Source organism: Sphingomonas sp. R86521 (genome assembly GCF_042466235.1).
GTDB lineage: Bacteria > Pseudomonadota > Alphaproteobacteria > Sphingomonadales > Sphingomonadaceae > Sphingomonas.
The window spans coordinates 2,374,156-2,389,515 of sequence record NZ_JAXHBY010000001.1 but is presented as its reverse complement, the minus strand read 5'-3'; the positions used below and the strand labels follow the sequence as shown (position 1 = coordinate 2,389,515).

Genomic DNA, 15,360 nt, shown 5'->3' with positions numbered 1-15,360 from the left:
GGAATTGGCGCGCCCGGAGGGAGTCGAACCCCCGACCGAGGAGGTAGAAGCTCCTTGCTCTATCCAACTGAGCTACGGGCGCGCACGATGGTCGATTAGCGCGGATTGCACGGGCTTGGAACCGCGATCATAGTCGTGACCATGAAAGACCAGCCCATACCCGTGGCGGCGAGCGCGGCGCAGTTTCGCTACTACGATTTCGTGATGGCCGCGTTCGTGACGATCCTGCTGCTGTCGAACGTGATCGGCGCGGGCAAGGTCGCGGTCATCCATCTGCCGGTCGTGGGCGACTGGCCGTTCGGAGCGGGAATCCTGTTCTTCCCCGTCAGCTACGTGATCGGCGACGTGCTGACCGAGGTTTATGGTTACGCGCGGGCGCGGCGCGTGATCTGGGCGGGGTTCGCCGCGGTGGTGTTCATGGCGTTCATGGCGTGGATCGTGGTGGCGCTGCCGCCGGCACCGACATGGACCAACCAGGCGGCGTACGCGACGGTGTTCGGGCAGGTGCCGCGGATCGTGGCGGCGAGCGTCTGCGCGTTCTGGGCAGGCGAGTTCGTCAATTCCTATGTGCTCGCGCGGATGAAGGTTTGGACCGCAGGCCGGCATTTGTGGTCGCGGACGATCGGGTCGACGGTGCTGGGCGAGGGGGTGGATAGCCTGATCTTCTATCCGCTCGCGTTCTGGGGGGCGGCGGGATGGACGCCGGCGTTGGTCGTCACGGTGTTGTTCACTCAGTGGGCGCTGAAGGTGGGGTGGGAGGTCGTGCTGACGCCGGTTACCTACGCTGCGGTGGGGTGGTTGAAGGCGCGCGAGGGGGTCGATGTGTTCGACCGGGATACGGACTTTTCGCCGTTTCGGACCGGGGTCTAGGCACGGGAGGCACCGTCGTAAAAGCGACTACCCCGGCGGAGGCCGGGGCCCAGTTGGAAAGAGTGTCGTAACGAAAGAGCGCGCTTCGTTACCTTCGTCCCTCAACTGGGCCCCGGCCTCCGCCGGGGTTGTGTGCGGGGTGGCGTCACCCCATAAACACGCTCACGCGACCAGGGGCAGTTTCGCCAGATGCTTGTCGAGCGTGATCGGATAGTCTCGCACCCGCACGCCGGTGGCGTTGTAGATCGCGTTGGCGATCGCGGCGCCGACGCCGCAGAGGCCGAGTTCGCCGACACCCTTGGCCTTCATCGGCGAGGAGAATTCGTCGACCTCGTCGAGGAACACGACTTCCTGGTGCGGGATGTCGGCGTGGACCGGCACTTCATACTGGGCGAGGTCGTGGTTGACGAAGAAGCCGAAGCGCTTGTCGACCGCGAGTTCCTCCATCAGCGCGGCGCCGACGCCCATCGTCATCGCGCCGATCACCTGGCTGCGCGCCGATTTCGGGTTGAGGATGCGCCCGGCGGCGCAGACCGCGAGCATGCGGCGGATGCGGACCACGCCGGTGTACATGTCGACACCGACCTCGACGAAATGACCCGCGAAGGTCGACTGCTGGTACTTCTTGCCCAGGTCGCCGTATTCGATCGCGTCCTCTGCCGAGAGCCCGGCGTCGCCAGCCGCTTCCGCTAGCGAGATCGAGCGGTTGCCTGAGCGCACCTTGCCGTCGGCGAACTGCACGTCGGCCGAGTTGAACCCGGCCTTGAGGGCGATCGCCTCGCGCAGCTTCATGCACGCCGCATAGACGCCGGCGGTCGAGTTGTTCGCGCCCCACTGGCCACCCGAGCCGGCCGAAGCCGGGAAGCTCGAATCGCCGAGCAGCACGGTCACCTTGTCCATGTCGACGCCCATCGTCTCGGCAGCCGTCTGCGCGATGATCGTGTAGGTGCCGGTGCCGATATCGGTCATGTCGGTGGCGACGGTGACGATGCCCTTCCTGTCGATGCCGACCCGCGCCGCGGACTTCATCAGCATGTTGTTGCGGAAGCCCGCGGCCATGCCCATCCCGACCAGCCAGTTGCCGTCGCGAACCTGTGCCGGCTTGGCGTTGCGCTTGACCCAACCGAACTTGTCGGCGCCCTGTTCCAGGCACTGAATCAACTGGCGATGCGAGTAGCGGCGCTCTGGCTTCTCCGGATCGACCTGCGTGTCGTTGAGGACGCGGAATTTCACCGGGTCCATGCCGAGCTTCTCGGCCATCTCGTCCATCGCGATTTCGAGCGCCATCAGGCCGGGCGCTTCGCCCGGTGCGCGCATCGCGTTCCCCTCCGGCAGGTCGAGCACCGCGAGGCGCATCGACGTCAGGCGGTTGGCGCCTGCATACATCAGCCGGGTCTGCGACACTGCGGTCTCGGGACCGCCGCCGGGCAGATCGCCCGAACCGCTTTCATGCGCGATCGCGGTGATCATGCCGTCCTTGGTCGCGCCGATGCGGATGCGCTGCATCGTCGCGGGACGGTGGGTGGTATTGTTGAACATCAGCGGCCGCTGCAGCGCGACCTTGACCGGACGGCCCGCCGCCTTGGCACCTAGTGCGGCCATGATCGCATCGGTACGGACGAACAGCTTTCCGCCGAAACCGCCGCCGATATAGGGTGCGATCAGGCGGACGTTCTCCTTGGGGATGCCGAGCGTCTTGGCGACGTCGCCCTTGCCCCATGCGATCATCTGGTTGGAGGTCCAGAGGGTGACCTTGTCACCGTCCCAGGACGCCATCGTCGCATGCGGCTCCATCATCGCATGGCTGTGGTCGGGCGTCGTGTAGCGCGAATCGATCGTCACCGGCGCCTTGGCGAACGCGGTCTCGAAATCGCCTACGCGGTCGACCGGCGGCTTGTCCTTGCCGTCTGCGTGGAGCGGCGCGGTCTTGAGTTCCGACACAAGGTCGTAGCGACCCTTGGTGCGGGCATAGTCGACGCGGACGAGGTTCGCGGCGGCGCGCGCTTGTTCGAAGGTCTCGGCGACGACCAGCGCGATCGCCTGGTGGTAATGCTGGATTTCGGGACCACCGAGCAGATTGGCGGTGTTGAAGCTGCCCTTGGTCAGCTTGCCGGCATTGTCGGCGGTGACGATCGCCAGCACGCCGGGTGCGGCCTTTGCAGCCGCAAGGTCGATCCGCGTGATGCGGCCGGTCGCGATCGCCGAGCCGACGACATAGCCATACGCCTGGTTGGGGACGGCATCGTGATGCTCATAGGCGTAGGGCGCGGTGCCGGTGGTCTTGAACTTGCCGTCGATGCGGTCGTGGGGGTGGCCGACGACCTTCAGCTGGTCGATCGGGTTGGTCGTCGCGGGTGTGTCGAACTTCATGGGATCAGGCCCCCTTTGCCGTATGCGCTTCGGCGATCACGGCGGCGAGCGTGCGCTCGACCAGCGGAAGCTTGAAGGCGTTGTCGTTGGTCGGCTTGGCATCGGCGAGCAGTGTTGCCGCTACCGCCTTCGGACCGGTACGCAGCTGCGCCTCGGCCGTTTCCATCCGCCAGGGTTTCGGGGCGATCCCGCCGATCGCGACCCGGCCGCTGCCGTCGCGCTGGATCACCGCTGCGACCGAGACGAGCGCATAGGCGTAGGACGCGCGGTCGCGGACCTTGTGATAGATGTGCGTGCCGCCGATCGGCTTGGGCAGCGTGACCGCGGTGATCAGCTCGCCCGGCGTCAGCGCGGTCTCGATATGCGGGGTGCTGCCCCAGAGGCGGTGGAAGTCGGCCATCGGGATCGTTCGGGTCTGGCCGCGCGGGTCGATCGTCTCGACGCTGGCATCGAGGACGCGCATCGCGACCGCCATGTCGCCCGGATAGGTAGCGATGCAGGCGTCGCTGGTGCCGACGATGCCGAGCTGACGGCTGTAGCCGCCGATCGCCGCACAGCCCGAACCCGGCTTGCGCTTGTTGCAGGCCTGGTTGGTGTCGTAGAAATACGGGCACCGGGTCCGCTGCAGCAGATTGCCCGCGGTGGTTGCCTTGTTGCGCAGCTGGCCACTGGCGCCGGCGACGATCGCACGGCTGAGCACGCCGTAGTCGCGGCGGACGCGCTCGTCCGCGGCCAGCGTGGTGTTGGAGACGAAGGCGCCGACCCGCAGCCCGCCGTCCTTGGTGGGCTCGATGCGATCGAGCTTGAGGTCCTGGACGTCGACCAGATGCGCCGGTGCCTCGATCTCGAGCTTCATCAGGTCGAGCAGGTTGGTGCCGCCGGCGATGAACTTCGATCCGGGACGCGCGACGACGGCCTTGGCGGCGTCGGCCGGCGTCTTGGCACGTTCGTAGGTGAAGGGCTTCATGCCTTGGCTCCCGCGACGTCCGCCATCGCTTCGAGGATGTTGGAATAGGCGCCGCAGCGGCAGATGTTGCCGCTCATCCGCTCGCGCATCTCGGCGTTGCTGGCCTCGAACCCGCCGGTCAGGCTGGCGCTGGCATGGCTGGGGACGCCGGCCTTGATCTCGGCGAGCACCGCGACCGCCGAGCAGATCTGGCCCGGCGTGCAATAGCCGCACTGATAGCCGTCATGCTTGACGAACGCCGCCTGCATCGGGTGCAGCTTCTCGGGCGTGCCGAGACCCTCGATGGTCGTGACCGAATCGCCCTCGTGCATCACCGCGAGGCTGAGGCAGGAGTTGATCCGCTTGCCCTCGACGATCACCGTGCAGGCGCCGCACTGGCCGTGGTCGCAGCCTTTCTTGGTGCCGGTCAGGTGCAGATTCTCGCGCAGCGCATCGAGCAGCGTGGTGCGCGTGTCGACGTCGAGCGTGCGATTGGTGCCGTTGATCTTCAGCGAGACCTTCATCGTCACCGGCTGTTCGACGACCGGTGCCGCGCGCTGTGCGTCCGCCCCGCCGAGCGGCACGGTGGTGAGCGCGGCGGTTGCCGCACTGCCGGCGAGGATGCCGCGCCTGGAAATCGCCGTGTCGACCGGGGTCTGCATAATGGTGTCCTTGATGTGCTGGCGTCGGTGCGCGTGTTCGCGTCGCCTGCATGCCGATCACCGGCCCCTTGCGTGGAACCGGCTGTCATTGTGGGATATAACGCACGACATCGCAATTCGATACGCGCATGAAAAAGGAACTCGTAAAGCGCCTTAGCGGCTGTCCTGACCCGTCGCTGTCGTCGGCGTGGGCTTCGGCGTCGGCGTCGGAGCAGACGTGGAGACCGGCGCGGGCTTCACCGGCTTGCGGCGCACCCCATCGAGCTCGGGCACCGGCGGCGCGGGCGCGTCATCGGCGTCTGCATCCGGCAGCGGTTGCGCGGCGGTTGCGCGCATCAGCTGGCGCTTCATGCATTGGCGGCCGGCGACGGGTTTGAACTGGACGCAATTCCATAGCGTCTTTTCGTAGCCGGCGGCGCGATCGCGCAGATAGCTGAACGACAGCGCGGCGATCTGTTCGTCGTTGAGCGGCAGGCCGAAGCCCATGTCGCTGGGATCCGTCCAGCCCATCACCTTGCACCGCGGGCGGTCGCCGCATGCCTTCAGCGCGAGCGCGGCGAAGGTGTCGGGGTGGCTCGGGTCGAGCGTGGTCAGGAAGCTGTTGGGATCGGACGGCAGGGGTGCGAGGCCGCGCGCGTTGAGCGTAAGCCCCGCGAGCGTCGCCTCGCCCTCGGCGTTGACGGCCAGCGCGGTGCCCATGCCGTGCGCATCGGACAGGCGGGCAAGCTTGGGGATGATCGGCTCGCCGCTCAGCACGTGGCGGGTGAACGCCGCGGGCGTGCCCCACCAGCCGGTCCAGCGGAAGAACAAATGGGTGTGGACCGCAGCGACCTTGTCGAGGCTCGACTGCCAATAGGGGACCACCCAGTCGGTATGGTAATGCGTCGCGTAGCCGACCGGCGCGTAGACCGAGCCGGCGAGGGCCGCGACGGCGATCTCTCGCGCACGCTTCCAGCCGGGTTCGGACGGCCGACGGGTCAGCGCGCCGTCGCAGGCGAAGGTGAACTGGCAACCGGTGCTGCGATCCGATCCTTCGAACACGACGCCGCACACCGTCTTCGGGAAGGCGGGGTGACGCAGCCGGTTGAGGATGACCTGCGCGACCGCCTGTTCGCCGACGGCATCGTCGCCGGCTTCGTAGAGCAATGCAGCGGCGAGGCAGTCGGTGGCACGCGCGAGATCGTCGGGGGCACCGGCGAAAATGAACGGACGCGCTGCCGGATTGGGCTCGGTCGAGAACGGCACGGTGGCGTTGAACGAGCGAGCGTCCTGGGGCGCCAGGTTGACGAAGCGCACGGGTTCGACCGGCGGCAGTTCGGCCTGCGGCACGACGCGCGTACGCGGCACCACGACCTTTACGGGCGGGGTGATCGTCGGGGGATTGGCGATGACGAGGAGCGGGCCGGCGATCGCGAGTGCTGCGATGCCGGCCAGGCCCGCGCGCAGGATCGTCATCCCGCGCGCCGAAAGAGAGGCTGTCACTGTTCGGGGAGGAAGTCCGGAACCGACAGATAGCGCTCGCCGGTGTCGTAGTTGAAGCCGAGCACGCGGACGTCGTCTGGCAGGTCGGGCAGCTTCTGGAGGATCGCCGCGAGCGTCGCGCCCGAGCTGATGCCGACCAGGATGCCTTCCTCGCTGGCGGAGCGGCGGGCCATGTCCTTGGCGACCGCGGCGTCGACCTCGATCACGCCGTCCAGGCACTGGGTGTGGAGGTTGCCGGGAATGAAGCCCGCGCCGATGCCCTGGATCGGGTGTGGCCCGGGCTGACCGCCGGCGATGACCGGCGAGGCGGCGGGTTCGACTGCGAAGACTTTCAGGTTGGGCCAGACCTTTTTAAGGGTCTCGGCGACGCCGGTGATATGACCGCCGGTGCCGACGCCGGTGATGATCACGTCGATCGGCGTGTCGGCGAAGTCGGCGAGGATTTCCTGTGCGGTGGTACGGACATGGACGTCGATGTTCGCACCGTTCTCGAACTGCTGCGGCATCCAGGCACCGGGGGTCTGCTCGACCAGTTCGAGCGCGCGTTCGATCGCGCCCTTCATGCCCTTTTCACGCGGGGTCAGATCGAAGCTTGCGCCGTAGGCGAGCATCAGGCGGCGGCGCTCGAGACTTCATGCTCTCGGGCATCACCAGGATCAGCTTGTAGCCCTTGACCGCGGCGACCATCGCGAGGCCGACGCCGGTGTTGCCGCTGGTCGGTTCGATGATCGTGCCGCCGGGCTGGAGCCGGCCGTCCTTCTCCGCCGCCTCGATCATCGCGACCGCGATGCGATCCTTGATCGAGCCGCCCGGGTTGGAGCGTTCGGACTTCACCCAGACTTCGGAATCGGGGAACAGCCGGTTGAGGCGGACATGCGGCGTGTTGCCGATCGTCTCGAGGATCGAGTTGGCCTTCATGGCTTGGCTTCTCCGTGCTGAGGTTCGGTCTCTAGGATCTCTGGGGGATCAAAGGTTTTGGCGCGGCCAAGTTCCGGGAACAGTCGCGCCCAGCCGATCGTGATCGCAATAGCACCGACGCCGCCGAACACCACTGCGCCAACCGGGCCGAGCAGCGAAGCCATCACGCCGCTCTCGAATTCGCCGAGCTCGTTCGACGCCGAGATGGTGAGCTGCGACACCGCGCTGACGCGGCCGCGCATCGCATCCGGCGTGTGCAACTGGATCAAGGACTGACGGACATAGACCGAGATCATGTCCGCCCCGCCCGCGACGATCAGCGCGACGAGGCTGAGGACGAAGGCGGGCTGGATGGGGATGCCAGCGACGCCGCCGGGCGCGATGCCGAGCAGGGTCACGATCGGAGTCGCCACGCCGAAGGTAAGGATTGCGAGGCCGAACACGACGACTGCGATCAGCATCTTCACGCCGACGTTGGTGCTCATGGGGCGGAACGAGAACCAGATCGCCGTGATTGCCGCGCCGATGCCCATGCCGGCCGCCAGTACGCCGAGGCCCTGCGAGCCGACGTGGAGGATGTCGCGCGAATAGACCGGGAGCAGCGAGGTCGCGCCGGCGAGCAGCACCGCGAAGAGGTCCAACGTGATCGTGGCGAGGACGAGGCGGTTGCGGCGGACGTAGGTGAAGCCCTCGATAATGCGGGCGAGGGGGCGGTGGTCGGTCTGCGCGGCGGGCTGCGGGACCGGGCCGATAAGGAACATGAAGAGGAGGGCTACGACGAACAGGATCGTCGCGACGCCGTAGGCCACCTCCGGGTGGATCGCGTAGAGGAGGCCCCCGACGCTCGGGCCGGCGATCGTCCCGACTTGCCACGCGATCGAGCTGATCGCGATCGCGGTCGGGAGCACCGCGCGGGGGACCAGGTTGGGGGCCAGCGCGGAATAGGCCGGGCCGGAGAAGGCGCGGGCGACGCCGAACGCTACCGCGGCGACGAACAGCACGCCGAGCGTGAGGTGCCCGGACCATGTCAGCAGCCACAGCGTCGCTGCAGTGAGTACCAGCAGAGCGGTCGTGCCGCGGACGATCCAGCGGCGGTCGAAGCTGTCCGCGACGAGCCCAGTAATCGGGGTCAGCAGGAACAGCGGCACGAATTGCGCGAAGCCGATCATGCCGAGCATGAAGGCCGCCTGGCGGATGTCCATCGTCTCGCGGGCGATGTTGTAGACCTGCCACCCGATCACGATCGACATCGCGCTGACGGCTATCGTGCCGGTGAAGCGGGACAGCCAATAGGCGCGGAAATTCGCGATCCGTAGGGGATGCTGGGGAGAGTCTGTCGTGGGGGCCATTGCGGTCGGCTTTAGGCGTTAGCTGGCGCGCGGGGCAACCGGAGCTTTGCTTGGGGTGGGGATAGCGTCGTCAGCGAAGCGAGTTTGTTTCCCCGCGAAGGCGGGGACCCAGACTGGGCTCCCGCCTTCGCGGGAGAACAACGAGGCTGGCGACGGGGACCCACCCCATCCCACACCCCGCAAACCGCCATACCCCAGACGGGAATTGATGTTCCGCCCCGTCCGCGCCTATAGGCTCCCTCAACTCCCCTACGGAAAACGAGGTTTCCCACATCGTGGCCAAAGCCCCCACCCCAGTTCAGCAGGCGCGTCCGCTCGCCGAGCCCCCGATTCCCAACCGCGAGCGTCCCGCGGAACCAAAGCCGTACGAAGCGTCGAAGGAAGAGCTGCTCGACTTCTACAAGCAGATGCTGCTGATCCGCCGTTTCGAGGAAAAGGCCGGGCAGCTGTACGGCCTCGGCCTGATCGGCGGCTTCTGCCATCTGTATATCGGCCAGGAAGCGGTCGCTGTCGGCCTGCAATCGGGCCTCGACGGCGAAAAGGACTCGGTGATCACGGGCTACCGCGATCACGGCCACATGCTCGCCTACGGCATCGATCCCAAGGTCATCATGGCCGAGCTGACCGGGCGCGGCGAAGGTATCAGCCGCGGCAAGGGCGGTTCGATGCACATGTTCTCGACCGAGAAGAAGTTCTACGGCGGCCACGGCATCGTCGGTGCGCAGGTGTCGCTCGGCACCGGCCTGGCGTTCTCGCACAAGTATAACGAGGATGGCGGCGTCGCCATGGCGTATTTCGGCGACGGTGCTGCGAACCAGGGCCAGGTCTACGAGAGCTTCAACATGGCCGAGCTGTGGAAGCTGCCGATCATCTATGTGATCGAGAACAACGGCTATGCGATGGGCACCAGCGTCAACCGCTCGTCCGCCGAGGACCAGCTGTATCGCCGCGGCGAATTGTTCCGCATCCCGGGTATCCAGGTCGACGGCATGGACGTGCTGGCGTGCCGCGGTGCCGCCGAGGAAGCGCTCGCCTGGGTCCGTGCCGGCAAGGGTCCGATCATCCTAGAGATGAAGACCTATCGCTATCGCGGCCATTCGATGTCCGACCCCGCCAAGTACCGCAGCCGCGACGAGGTCCAGGCGGTGCGCGACAAGTCCGACCCGATCGATCACGTCAAGAAACTGCTCGATGCGCAGGGCGTGACCGAGGCCGAGCTGAAAACCATCGAGCAAGAGATCAGGAAGACCGTGAACGAATCCGCCGATTTCGCCGAGCAGACGCCCGAGCCGGATCCGTCCGAGCTCTATACCGACGTCCTGGTGGAGACATACTGATGGCGATCGAGATCAAGATGCCCGCGCTCTCCCCGACGATGGAAGAGGGCACGCTGGCCAAGTGGCTCGTCAAGGAAGGCGACAGCGTCAAGTCGGGCGACATCCTCGCCGAGATCGAGACCGACAAGGCGACGATGGAGTTCGAGGCGATCGACGAAGGCACGATCGGTTCGATCAGCGTCGCCGAGGGTACCGACAACGTGAAGGTCGGCACCGTCATCGCGACGATCCTCGAAGAGGGCGAGAGCGCGAGCGACGCCAAGCCGACCGAGGCACGCTCCGGCGATGCGGCCAACGCGGCGCCGAAGGAAACGCCGTCGGACGACAAGGCGCCGCCGGTTCCCGAAGGCGCGTCGCCTGCCAAGGCCGAGAGCGGCACGCAGCAGCTGGTCGCGTCGGCCGAGAAGGTCGGCAAGACGGACCCCGCGATTCCGGAGGGCACCGAGATGGTCAAGACGACCGTCCGCGAAGCGCTGCGCGACGCGATGGCCGAAGAGATGCGCGCGGACCCGCGGGTCTTCGTGATGGGCGAGGAAGTCGCGCAGTATCAGGGCGCGTACAAGGTTACGCAGGGGTTGCTCGAGGAGTTCGGCGACAAGCGCGTCATCGACACGCCGATCACCGAATACGGCTTTGCCGGCATCGGTGCGGGCGCCGCGATGGGTGGCCTTCGCCCGATCGTCGAGTTCATGACCTTCAACTTCGCGTTGCAGGCGATCGACCACATCATCAACTCGGCGGCCAAGACCAACTACATGTCGGGCGGGCAGATGCGCTGCCCAATCGTGTTCCGCGGACCTAACGGTGCCGCGAGCCGCGTGGGCGCGCAGCATTCGCACAACTTCGCGGCGTGGTATGCCAGCGTCCCCGGCCTGGTCGTGATCGCGCCCTATGACGCCGCAGACGCGAAGGGCCTGCTCAAGGCCGCGATCCGCACCGAGGATCCGGTCGTGTTCCTCGAGAACGAGCTGATGTACGGCCGCAGCTTCGACGTGCCCAAGCTCGACGACCATGTCCTGCCGATCGGCAAGGCGCGGATCATGCGCGAGGGCAAGGACGTCACGATCGTCAGCTATTCGATCGGCGTCGGCATCTCGCTCGAAGCGGCGGACCTGTTGGCCAAGGACGGAATCGAAGCGGAGGTCGTCGACCTGCGCACGCTGCGTCCGCTCGATACGGACACGGTGCTGAAGAGCCTCAAGAAGACCAACCGCATGATCATCGTCGAAGAGAATTGGGCGACCTGCTCGATCGCGTCGGAGGTGATCTCGGTGGTGATGGAGCACGGCTTCGACGACCTCGACGCACCGGTGCTGCGCGTGACGAACGAAGACGTGCCGATGCCGTACGCGGCGAACCTCGAGAAGCTGATGCTGGTCGATGTCGCGAAGGTCGTAAAGGCTGTCCGGAAAATCGTATAATGGCAATACTCAGGCCTGCGGCGCGTTACGACACCGCCGCAGGCTTCTCTACACTCAGCTTGAGTAGCGGTTACAGGTCGATTTGGCCGTTGTTGCCATGTTGCCTGCGTTGAGTATCCGGTTATCCGTCCGCTGCCGGACGTTATAGGCGCTGTTGAACCGTATCGTGATCGGACCAAATAGCGACTGGGATACCAGCGGCTGATATTGATACACGGCTTCGACAAACATGACGGCGGACCCGGTGGACGCAGCGATCTGTCGGGGGACCGGTCCCATCCCGGCCGGTGTTTCGACCGTTCCGTTGGTCGGCGTCGATTTGCTGTCGGAACTTGGCGTGGTCATCTCGCTGCCGTCTGCGATGATGGCGCCGTTAGCGCTTTTCGGACGACCATAGCTCGAACTGACTGCGAGCGCGCCGGTGCAACGTTGCCAACGGATCCATTGGCGTCCCGCAGTACTGGATGGTTCCAAGTCGGACAGGATGATGCGGCCGTACTGGTTGAAATTGATTCGGTCACCGAGCAATTTGGCGCCTGCGAAGACTTCGTTGACGTCCGCTTCGTCAAGGGCTGCGGCGGGATCGCTTACCGCGCCGGCCCGTCCAGCATTGTCCGCCGTGGCAGCCGCAATCTGGCCCAGCCGCAGGTTCGCCAAGGCGAGATTGGCCGTTTCCGTGCCATAAAGGCCGAGGGTGAGGACAACCGGAAGCGTGATTGCAAATTCGAGAAGAGCGACGCCCGAACGATCAGCGCCGAAGCGAAGGAAAGAACGTTTGATCATCAACCACATACCTTCGCCGGCGAACCGCGCCCGGCATAAGGCTGGTTGCGCATCATCGTCCGTATCTGCCGTGTTACGGTGTTCGGCCAGCCGAGCAGCCGGGACATTGGTGTGATCCGGTCGTATCGGATGGTTACTTCGAAAAACAGGACGTCGTCGGCATCGCCCATCCCAGCCTGTCCGGCGTCAGTGTCGAAGGTCCCGTTGGGATTGGTATCGATCCAGCAATCTCCGGGATCATAAACGCCATTGCCATTCTTGTCATCGACCAAGGTCTCTGGCTTGCCGACGCCGGAGAACTGCCGGTAACTCTTGCGGACGATCGATATCTTGTCGGCGGAGATCAGGGGCGTCATTCCATTATAGATGATCTGATCTATCTGTGCGTCGGTCCGGTCGCCAATAGTCGCCTGACGAGCGGCATCCTGCACCGAACCCTGCAGCATGCTGTCGACATACAGGGTATGGCCAAAATCCAGGAATGCCAGGATCACGATCATCATCGGCAGCAAGATCAACGCAAATTCGACCGCGGTCGCGCCGCATTGATTCCGCCGCAGCCCCATCAGTGGCAGTCCGCTCCGCCACCGCCCCGCGCTGAAGGTCATCGCGTCAGCCTCAGCGACCCGATCGTGTTCCCGATATCCACGAACTGCTGGATCAGCGAAGCGCGATCCGCCACCGTTTTTGCCTGTCCCGGATTGCTGGCGCACTCGGTAAGCGTGCTCGTTAAGGTTGATGCAAAGGCAACTACCCAGATATCGACACGCGCTGAATTTCCGTTCTCGTCCCGCATTGTTTTGGCGGCACTACACATCATGCGGAATCGACGGTCATGCCGGGCAGTCAAATCAGTGATATTTGCTGAGGACGAACCAGTAATGCGTTTGTCCATACGCTCGACGCCGTACATCGAATATGTGTCGTAATTAGGCTCCATTTTACCGTCAGTCATAAAGATAACGAACCGATTAACCGGCATGTTGTTGTAGGTCGATGGCGTGTCGGCCCCGAAAATACCAAGGGGTGAAATCATGCGAGCCCCCCAGCGCATTCCGTTATCGTGATACGTGGACCCTGCCGCAACCAAAGTATTGAGATATGTATTCAGATCGCCGCGAGTCCAGCTCTGTAAGCGTTTAACAGGGCTAGGGCACGCGTCGCTGGGCTGATACTGGTACTGGTACGGATAACTCGAATAATTCTCCCAGTATACATCGGGCCAATACGGTGCCCATTTCGTTTGGTCGTTAGTTGTCGGTATGAGATTGATGTTCATGTCCATCGCAGCATCGGGAATGCCGCCGGTGTAGCTTCCGGTAATTGTGGACGTGGTTTGCCGCTCCTCGATGCATCCGTTCCATGACGACGTGCTTCCATCGATTTCGCTAGGCGTTGTCACGGCGCCTCTGAGAAAGGCACTAACGTTGTAGGTCATCGGCTTATACGTCCAGCTTTGGAACGTCTGCGTTGGGGGGGCTCGGTTGTACGTGGTCGTGGTCGTTTTCTTGTTGCCGGTACAGGTACCGCCGTTGGCGCTGGTCCATGCGCCCGATCCAACCGTATACACGACGTCGACGACGGTCTTCGTGTCACCATTGACCTGCTCGCTATGGCTGTCATTGTAGCCTGACGCCCGCGCGGTCGTGATGTTGCAGAGAAACTGTGCCACCCCGGTAACGCGAATAGCCTCGTTGGTCACAACCGGTGAACCGAACTGATTGAAAGCGGTGCTCTGCGTACTGGTATAGTTGGCTTGCCGGGAATTATACGTATAGTTTCCGCTTACCATGTAGTTTGGGTTCGCCGCCATGATCTCACGTCCGACGTTGACGTTGGACGAGTATGGTACGACCGAATAGCGAAGTCGGAGTCCGTTGGCCGCAAGTTCCGCCTGTACGGGCGCAAGGGCATCGTAGAATGCCAGGACCGCATCCTTCAGCGAATCCAGCTTGTTCTTGGTGTCGGTGCTCGTCGCCTTGTCGCCCATGGATCCCGTGGTGTCGAGGACGAGCACGACGTCGGTATTGACGAAATTTTGCGACGCTTGGCACGTGACCGCGACAGGCAGGGTTTCGAAGCCGAAAATGCGCATCAGCGTTGTCGGGATCGTGGTTTGGGCGACGATCTTGATTACGCCGTTTGCGGGCATCGTGACGGTGGGCGTAAACGTGGCGACGTCGAATTCGCCTTGCCGATAGTTAAAGTTGAAAAAGCGAATGGCTTCGTCGCGCACCGCTTGGTTGAAAACATTGCCTACCAGTACCCGGCGCCCGGCCAACGTGCCTGCATCGCATGCCTGCTGCATCCGATTTTTGGCAAGATAGGCGCGCGAGACATCGACGGCCGATCCGAGCATGCCGGCGATCGGAATCAGCGAAAAGCCCATGATGACCAAGGTGTTGCCGCCGCGGTCAGCCAAAAGGCGTTTGAAAGAGCGCGCGAAGTTCGCCAGCATTTCAGGGTACCCAGGAATTCAGTTCCATGGGCAATCTGCCTGTAAAACGTTAGGAAATCGTGATGTCCCTCGAAAGCGGGTCGCCTGCACAGGCCGAACGCGCTCTGGTCCTCTTCTATGCCCCGCGGTCCGCGCATGCCGGGATCGCGGCGCTGCTGGCGCTCGACGATACGCTCGGCGGGATCGTGCGGTCGACGCGGGAGCCGATCGTTGGGCAGATGCGGTTGACGTGGTGGCACGAGGCGCTGACGAAGCTGGATACCGCGCCGCCGCCTGCCGAACCGGTGTTGCAGGCTTTGGCGGCGTCCGTGGTGACGTCGGTGAGCCCGGGGGAGCACGGCGCCGTGCTGGCGGCGATGATCGACGGGTGGGAAGTGTTGCTCGAACCGGAGATCGACGATGCGGCCATCACGACGTTCGGGAGGGAGCGGGGCGGGCGGCTGTTCGCGGTGATGGCCAGGCTGTGCGGTGTCGAGGATGCGCGGATCGCGGTGGCGGGTGAGGGGTGGGCGCTGGCCGACCTGTCGCGGCGGATGAGCGATCCGGCGGCGGCGGACCGGGTTCGGGAGCATGCGCTCGAACGGCTCGACGCGGCGCTGCCCGGTGCGGGGGGCGGGACGTGGCCGCGTGATGCCCGGGCGATGGGGGCGCTGGCGCTGCTGGCGCGGGCCGACCTGAACGCGGCGACGTCGGCGGCGGGCAGCCCGCGACGGATTGGTCGGATCCTGATCCATCGGCTGACCGGGCGCTAGCCGTCCCCTGCC

12 protein-coding genes, 1 tRNA gene and 1 pseudogene are annotated in these 15,360 nt (G+C 64.8%); 4 read left to right on the top strand and 10 right to left on the bottom strand.

Annotation, left to right across the window (positions count from 1 at the left end; translation table 11 throughout):
• Positions 1-5 precede the first annotated feature (5 nt).
• Positions 6-82: transfer RNA gene (locus SJY20_RS11095), tRNA-Arg, on the bottom strand.
• 59 nt (positions 83-141) lie between these two features.
• Here SJY20_RS11095 and SJY20_RS11090 point away from each other — a divergent pair.
• A complete protein-coding gene (locus tag SJY20_RS11090) occupies positions 142-870 on the top strand; it encodes a queuosine precursor transporter (RefSeq protein WP_380786989.1) in 729 nt (242 codons plus the stop codon).
• Positions 871-1,032: 162 nt separating this feature from the next.
• On the opposite strand, the gene paoC is transcribed toward SJY20_RS11090, so the two are convergent.
• The 6 genes and pseudogenes from paoC to SJY20_RS11060 form a co-directional block, all read right to left on the bottom strand.
• Complete coding sequence (gene paoC, locus SJY20_RS11085; RefSeq protein WP_380786988.1) at positions 1,033-3,240, bottom strand: aldehyde oxidoreductase molybdenum-binding subunit PaoC; 2,208 nt, start codon at positions 3,238-3,240, stop codon at positions 1,033-1,035.
• Positions 3,241-3,244: 4 nt separating this feature from the next.
• Positions 3,245-4,207: an FAD binding domain-containing protein gene (locus SJY20_RS11080; protein WP_380786987.1), complete on the bottom strand. Its 963-nt coding sequence runs from the start codon at positions 4,205-4,207 to the stop codon at positions 3,245-3,247.
• Positions 4,204-4,848 (bottom strand): aldehyde dehydrogenase iron-sulfur subunit PaoA, encoded by a 645-nt coding sequence (gene paoA, locus SJY20_RS11075; protein WP_380786986.1) that lies wholly within the window; start codon positions 4,846-4,848, stop codon positions 4,204-4,206. Before paoA ends, SJY20_RS11080 begins: the two co-directional genes overlap by 4 nt.
• A gap of 153 nt (positions 4,849-5,001) precedes the next feature.
• A complete protein-coding gene (locus SJY20_RS11070) occupies positions 5,002-6,303 on the bottom strand; it encodes a cell wall hydrolase (RefSeq protein WP_380786985.1) in 1,302 nt (433 codons plus the stop codon).
• 23 nt (positions 6,304-6,326) lie between these two features.
• Positions 6,327-7,248: pseudogene (cysK, locus tag SJY20_RS11065) on the bottom strand (cysteine synthase A).
• Positions 7,245-8,597: an MFS transporter gene (locus SJY20_RS11060; RefSeq protein WP_380786984.1), complete on the bottom strand. Its 1,353-nt coding sequence runs from the start codon at positions 8,595-8,597 to the stop codon at positions 7,245-7,247. Before SJY20_RS11060 ends, cysK begins: the two are co-directional and overlap by 4 nt.
• 275 nt (positions 8,598-8,872) lie before the next feature.
• Between SJY20_RS11060 and pdhA the strand changes: the two genes are divergently transcribed.
• Entirely contained in the window at positions 8,873-9,934 is a 1,062-nt protein-coding gene (gene pdhA, locus SJY20_RS11055) for a pyruvate dehydrogenase (acetyl-transferring) E1 component subunit alpha (protein WP_380786982.1), read from the top strand.
• A complete protein-coding gene (locus tag SJY20_RS11050) occupies positions 9,934-11,355 on the top strand; it encodes a pyruvate dehydrogenase complex E1 component subunit beta (RefSeq protein ID WP_380786981.1) in 1,422 nt (473 codons plus the stop codon). The genes pdhA and SJY20_RS11050 overlap by 1 nt, the downstream gene beginning before the upstream one ends.
• Positions 11,356-11,409: 54 nt before the next feature.
• Here the strand turns inward: SJY20_RS11050 and SJY20_RS11045 are convergent, their stop codons facing one another.
• Genes SJY20_RS11045 through SJY20_RS11035 form a run of 3 tightly spaced genes read right to left on the bottom strand, consistent with a single transcriptional unit; the run spans position 11,410 to position 14,596 of the window.
• Positions 11,410-12,138: a TadE/TadG family type IV pilus assembly protein gene (locus SJY20_RS11045; RefSeq protein WP_380786979.1), complete on the bottom strand. Its 729-nt coding sequence runs from the start codon at positions 12,136-12,138 to the stop codon at positions 11,410-11,412.
• A complete protein-coding gene (locus SJY20_RS11040) occupies positions 12,138-12,746 on the bottom strand; it encodes a TadE/TadG family type IV pilus assembly protein (RefSeq protein WP_380786977.1) in 609 nt (202 codons plus the stop codon). The genes SJY20_RS11045 and SJY20_RS11040 overlap by 1 nt, the downstream gene beginning before the upstream one ends.
• On the bottom strand, positions 12,743-14,596 hold the full coding sequence (locus SJY20_RS11035; protein ID WP_380786975.1) for a TadE/TadG family type IV pilus assembly protein: 1,854 nt from the start codon (positions 14,594-14,596) through the stop codon (positions 12,743-12,745). Before SJY20_RS11035 ends, SJY20_RS11040 begins: the two co-directional genes overlap by 4 nt.
• A 62-nt stretch (positions 14,597-14,658) precedes the next feature.
• Here SJY20_RS11035 and SJY20_RS11030 point away from each other — a divergent pair, with 62 nt between their 5' ends.
• Positions 14,659-15,348 (top strand): squalene/phytoene synthase family protein, encoded by a 690-nt coding sequence (locus tag SJY20_RS11030; RefSeq protein ID WP_380786974.1) that lies wholly within the window; start codon positions 14,659-14,661, stop codon positions 15,346-15,348.
• Positions 15,349-15,360 lie beyond the last annotated feature (12 nt).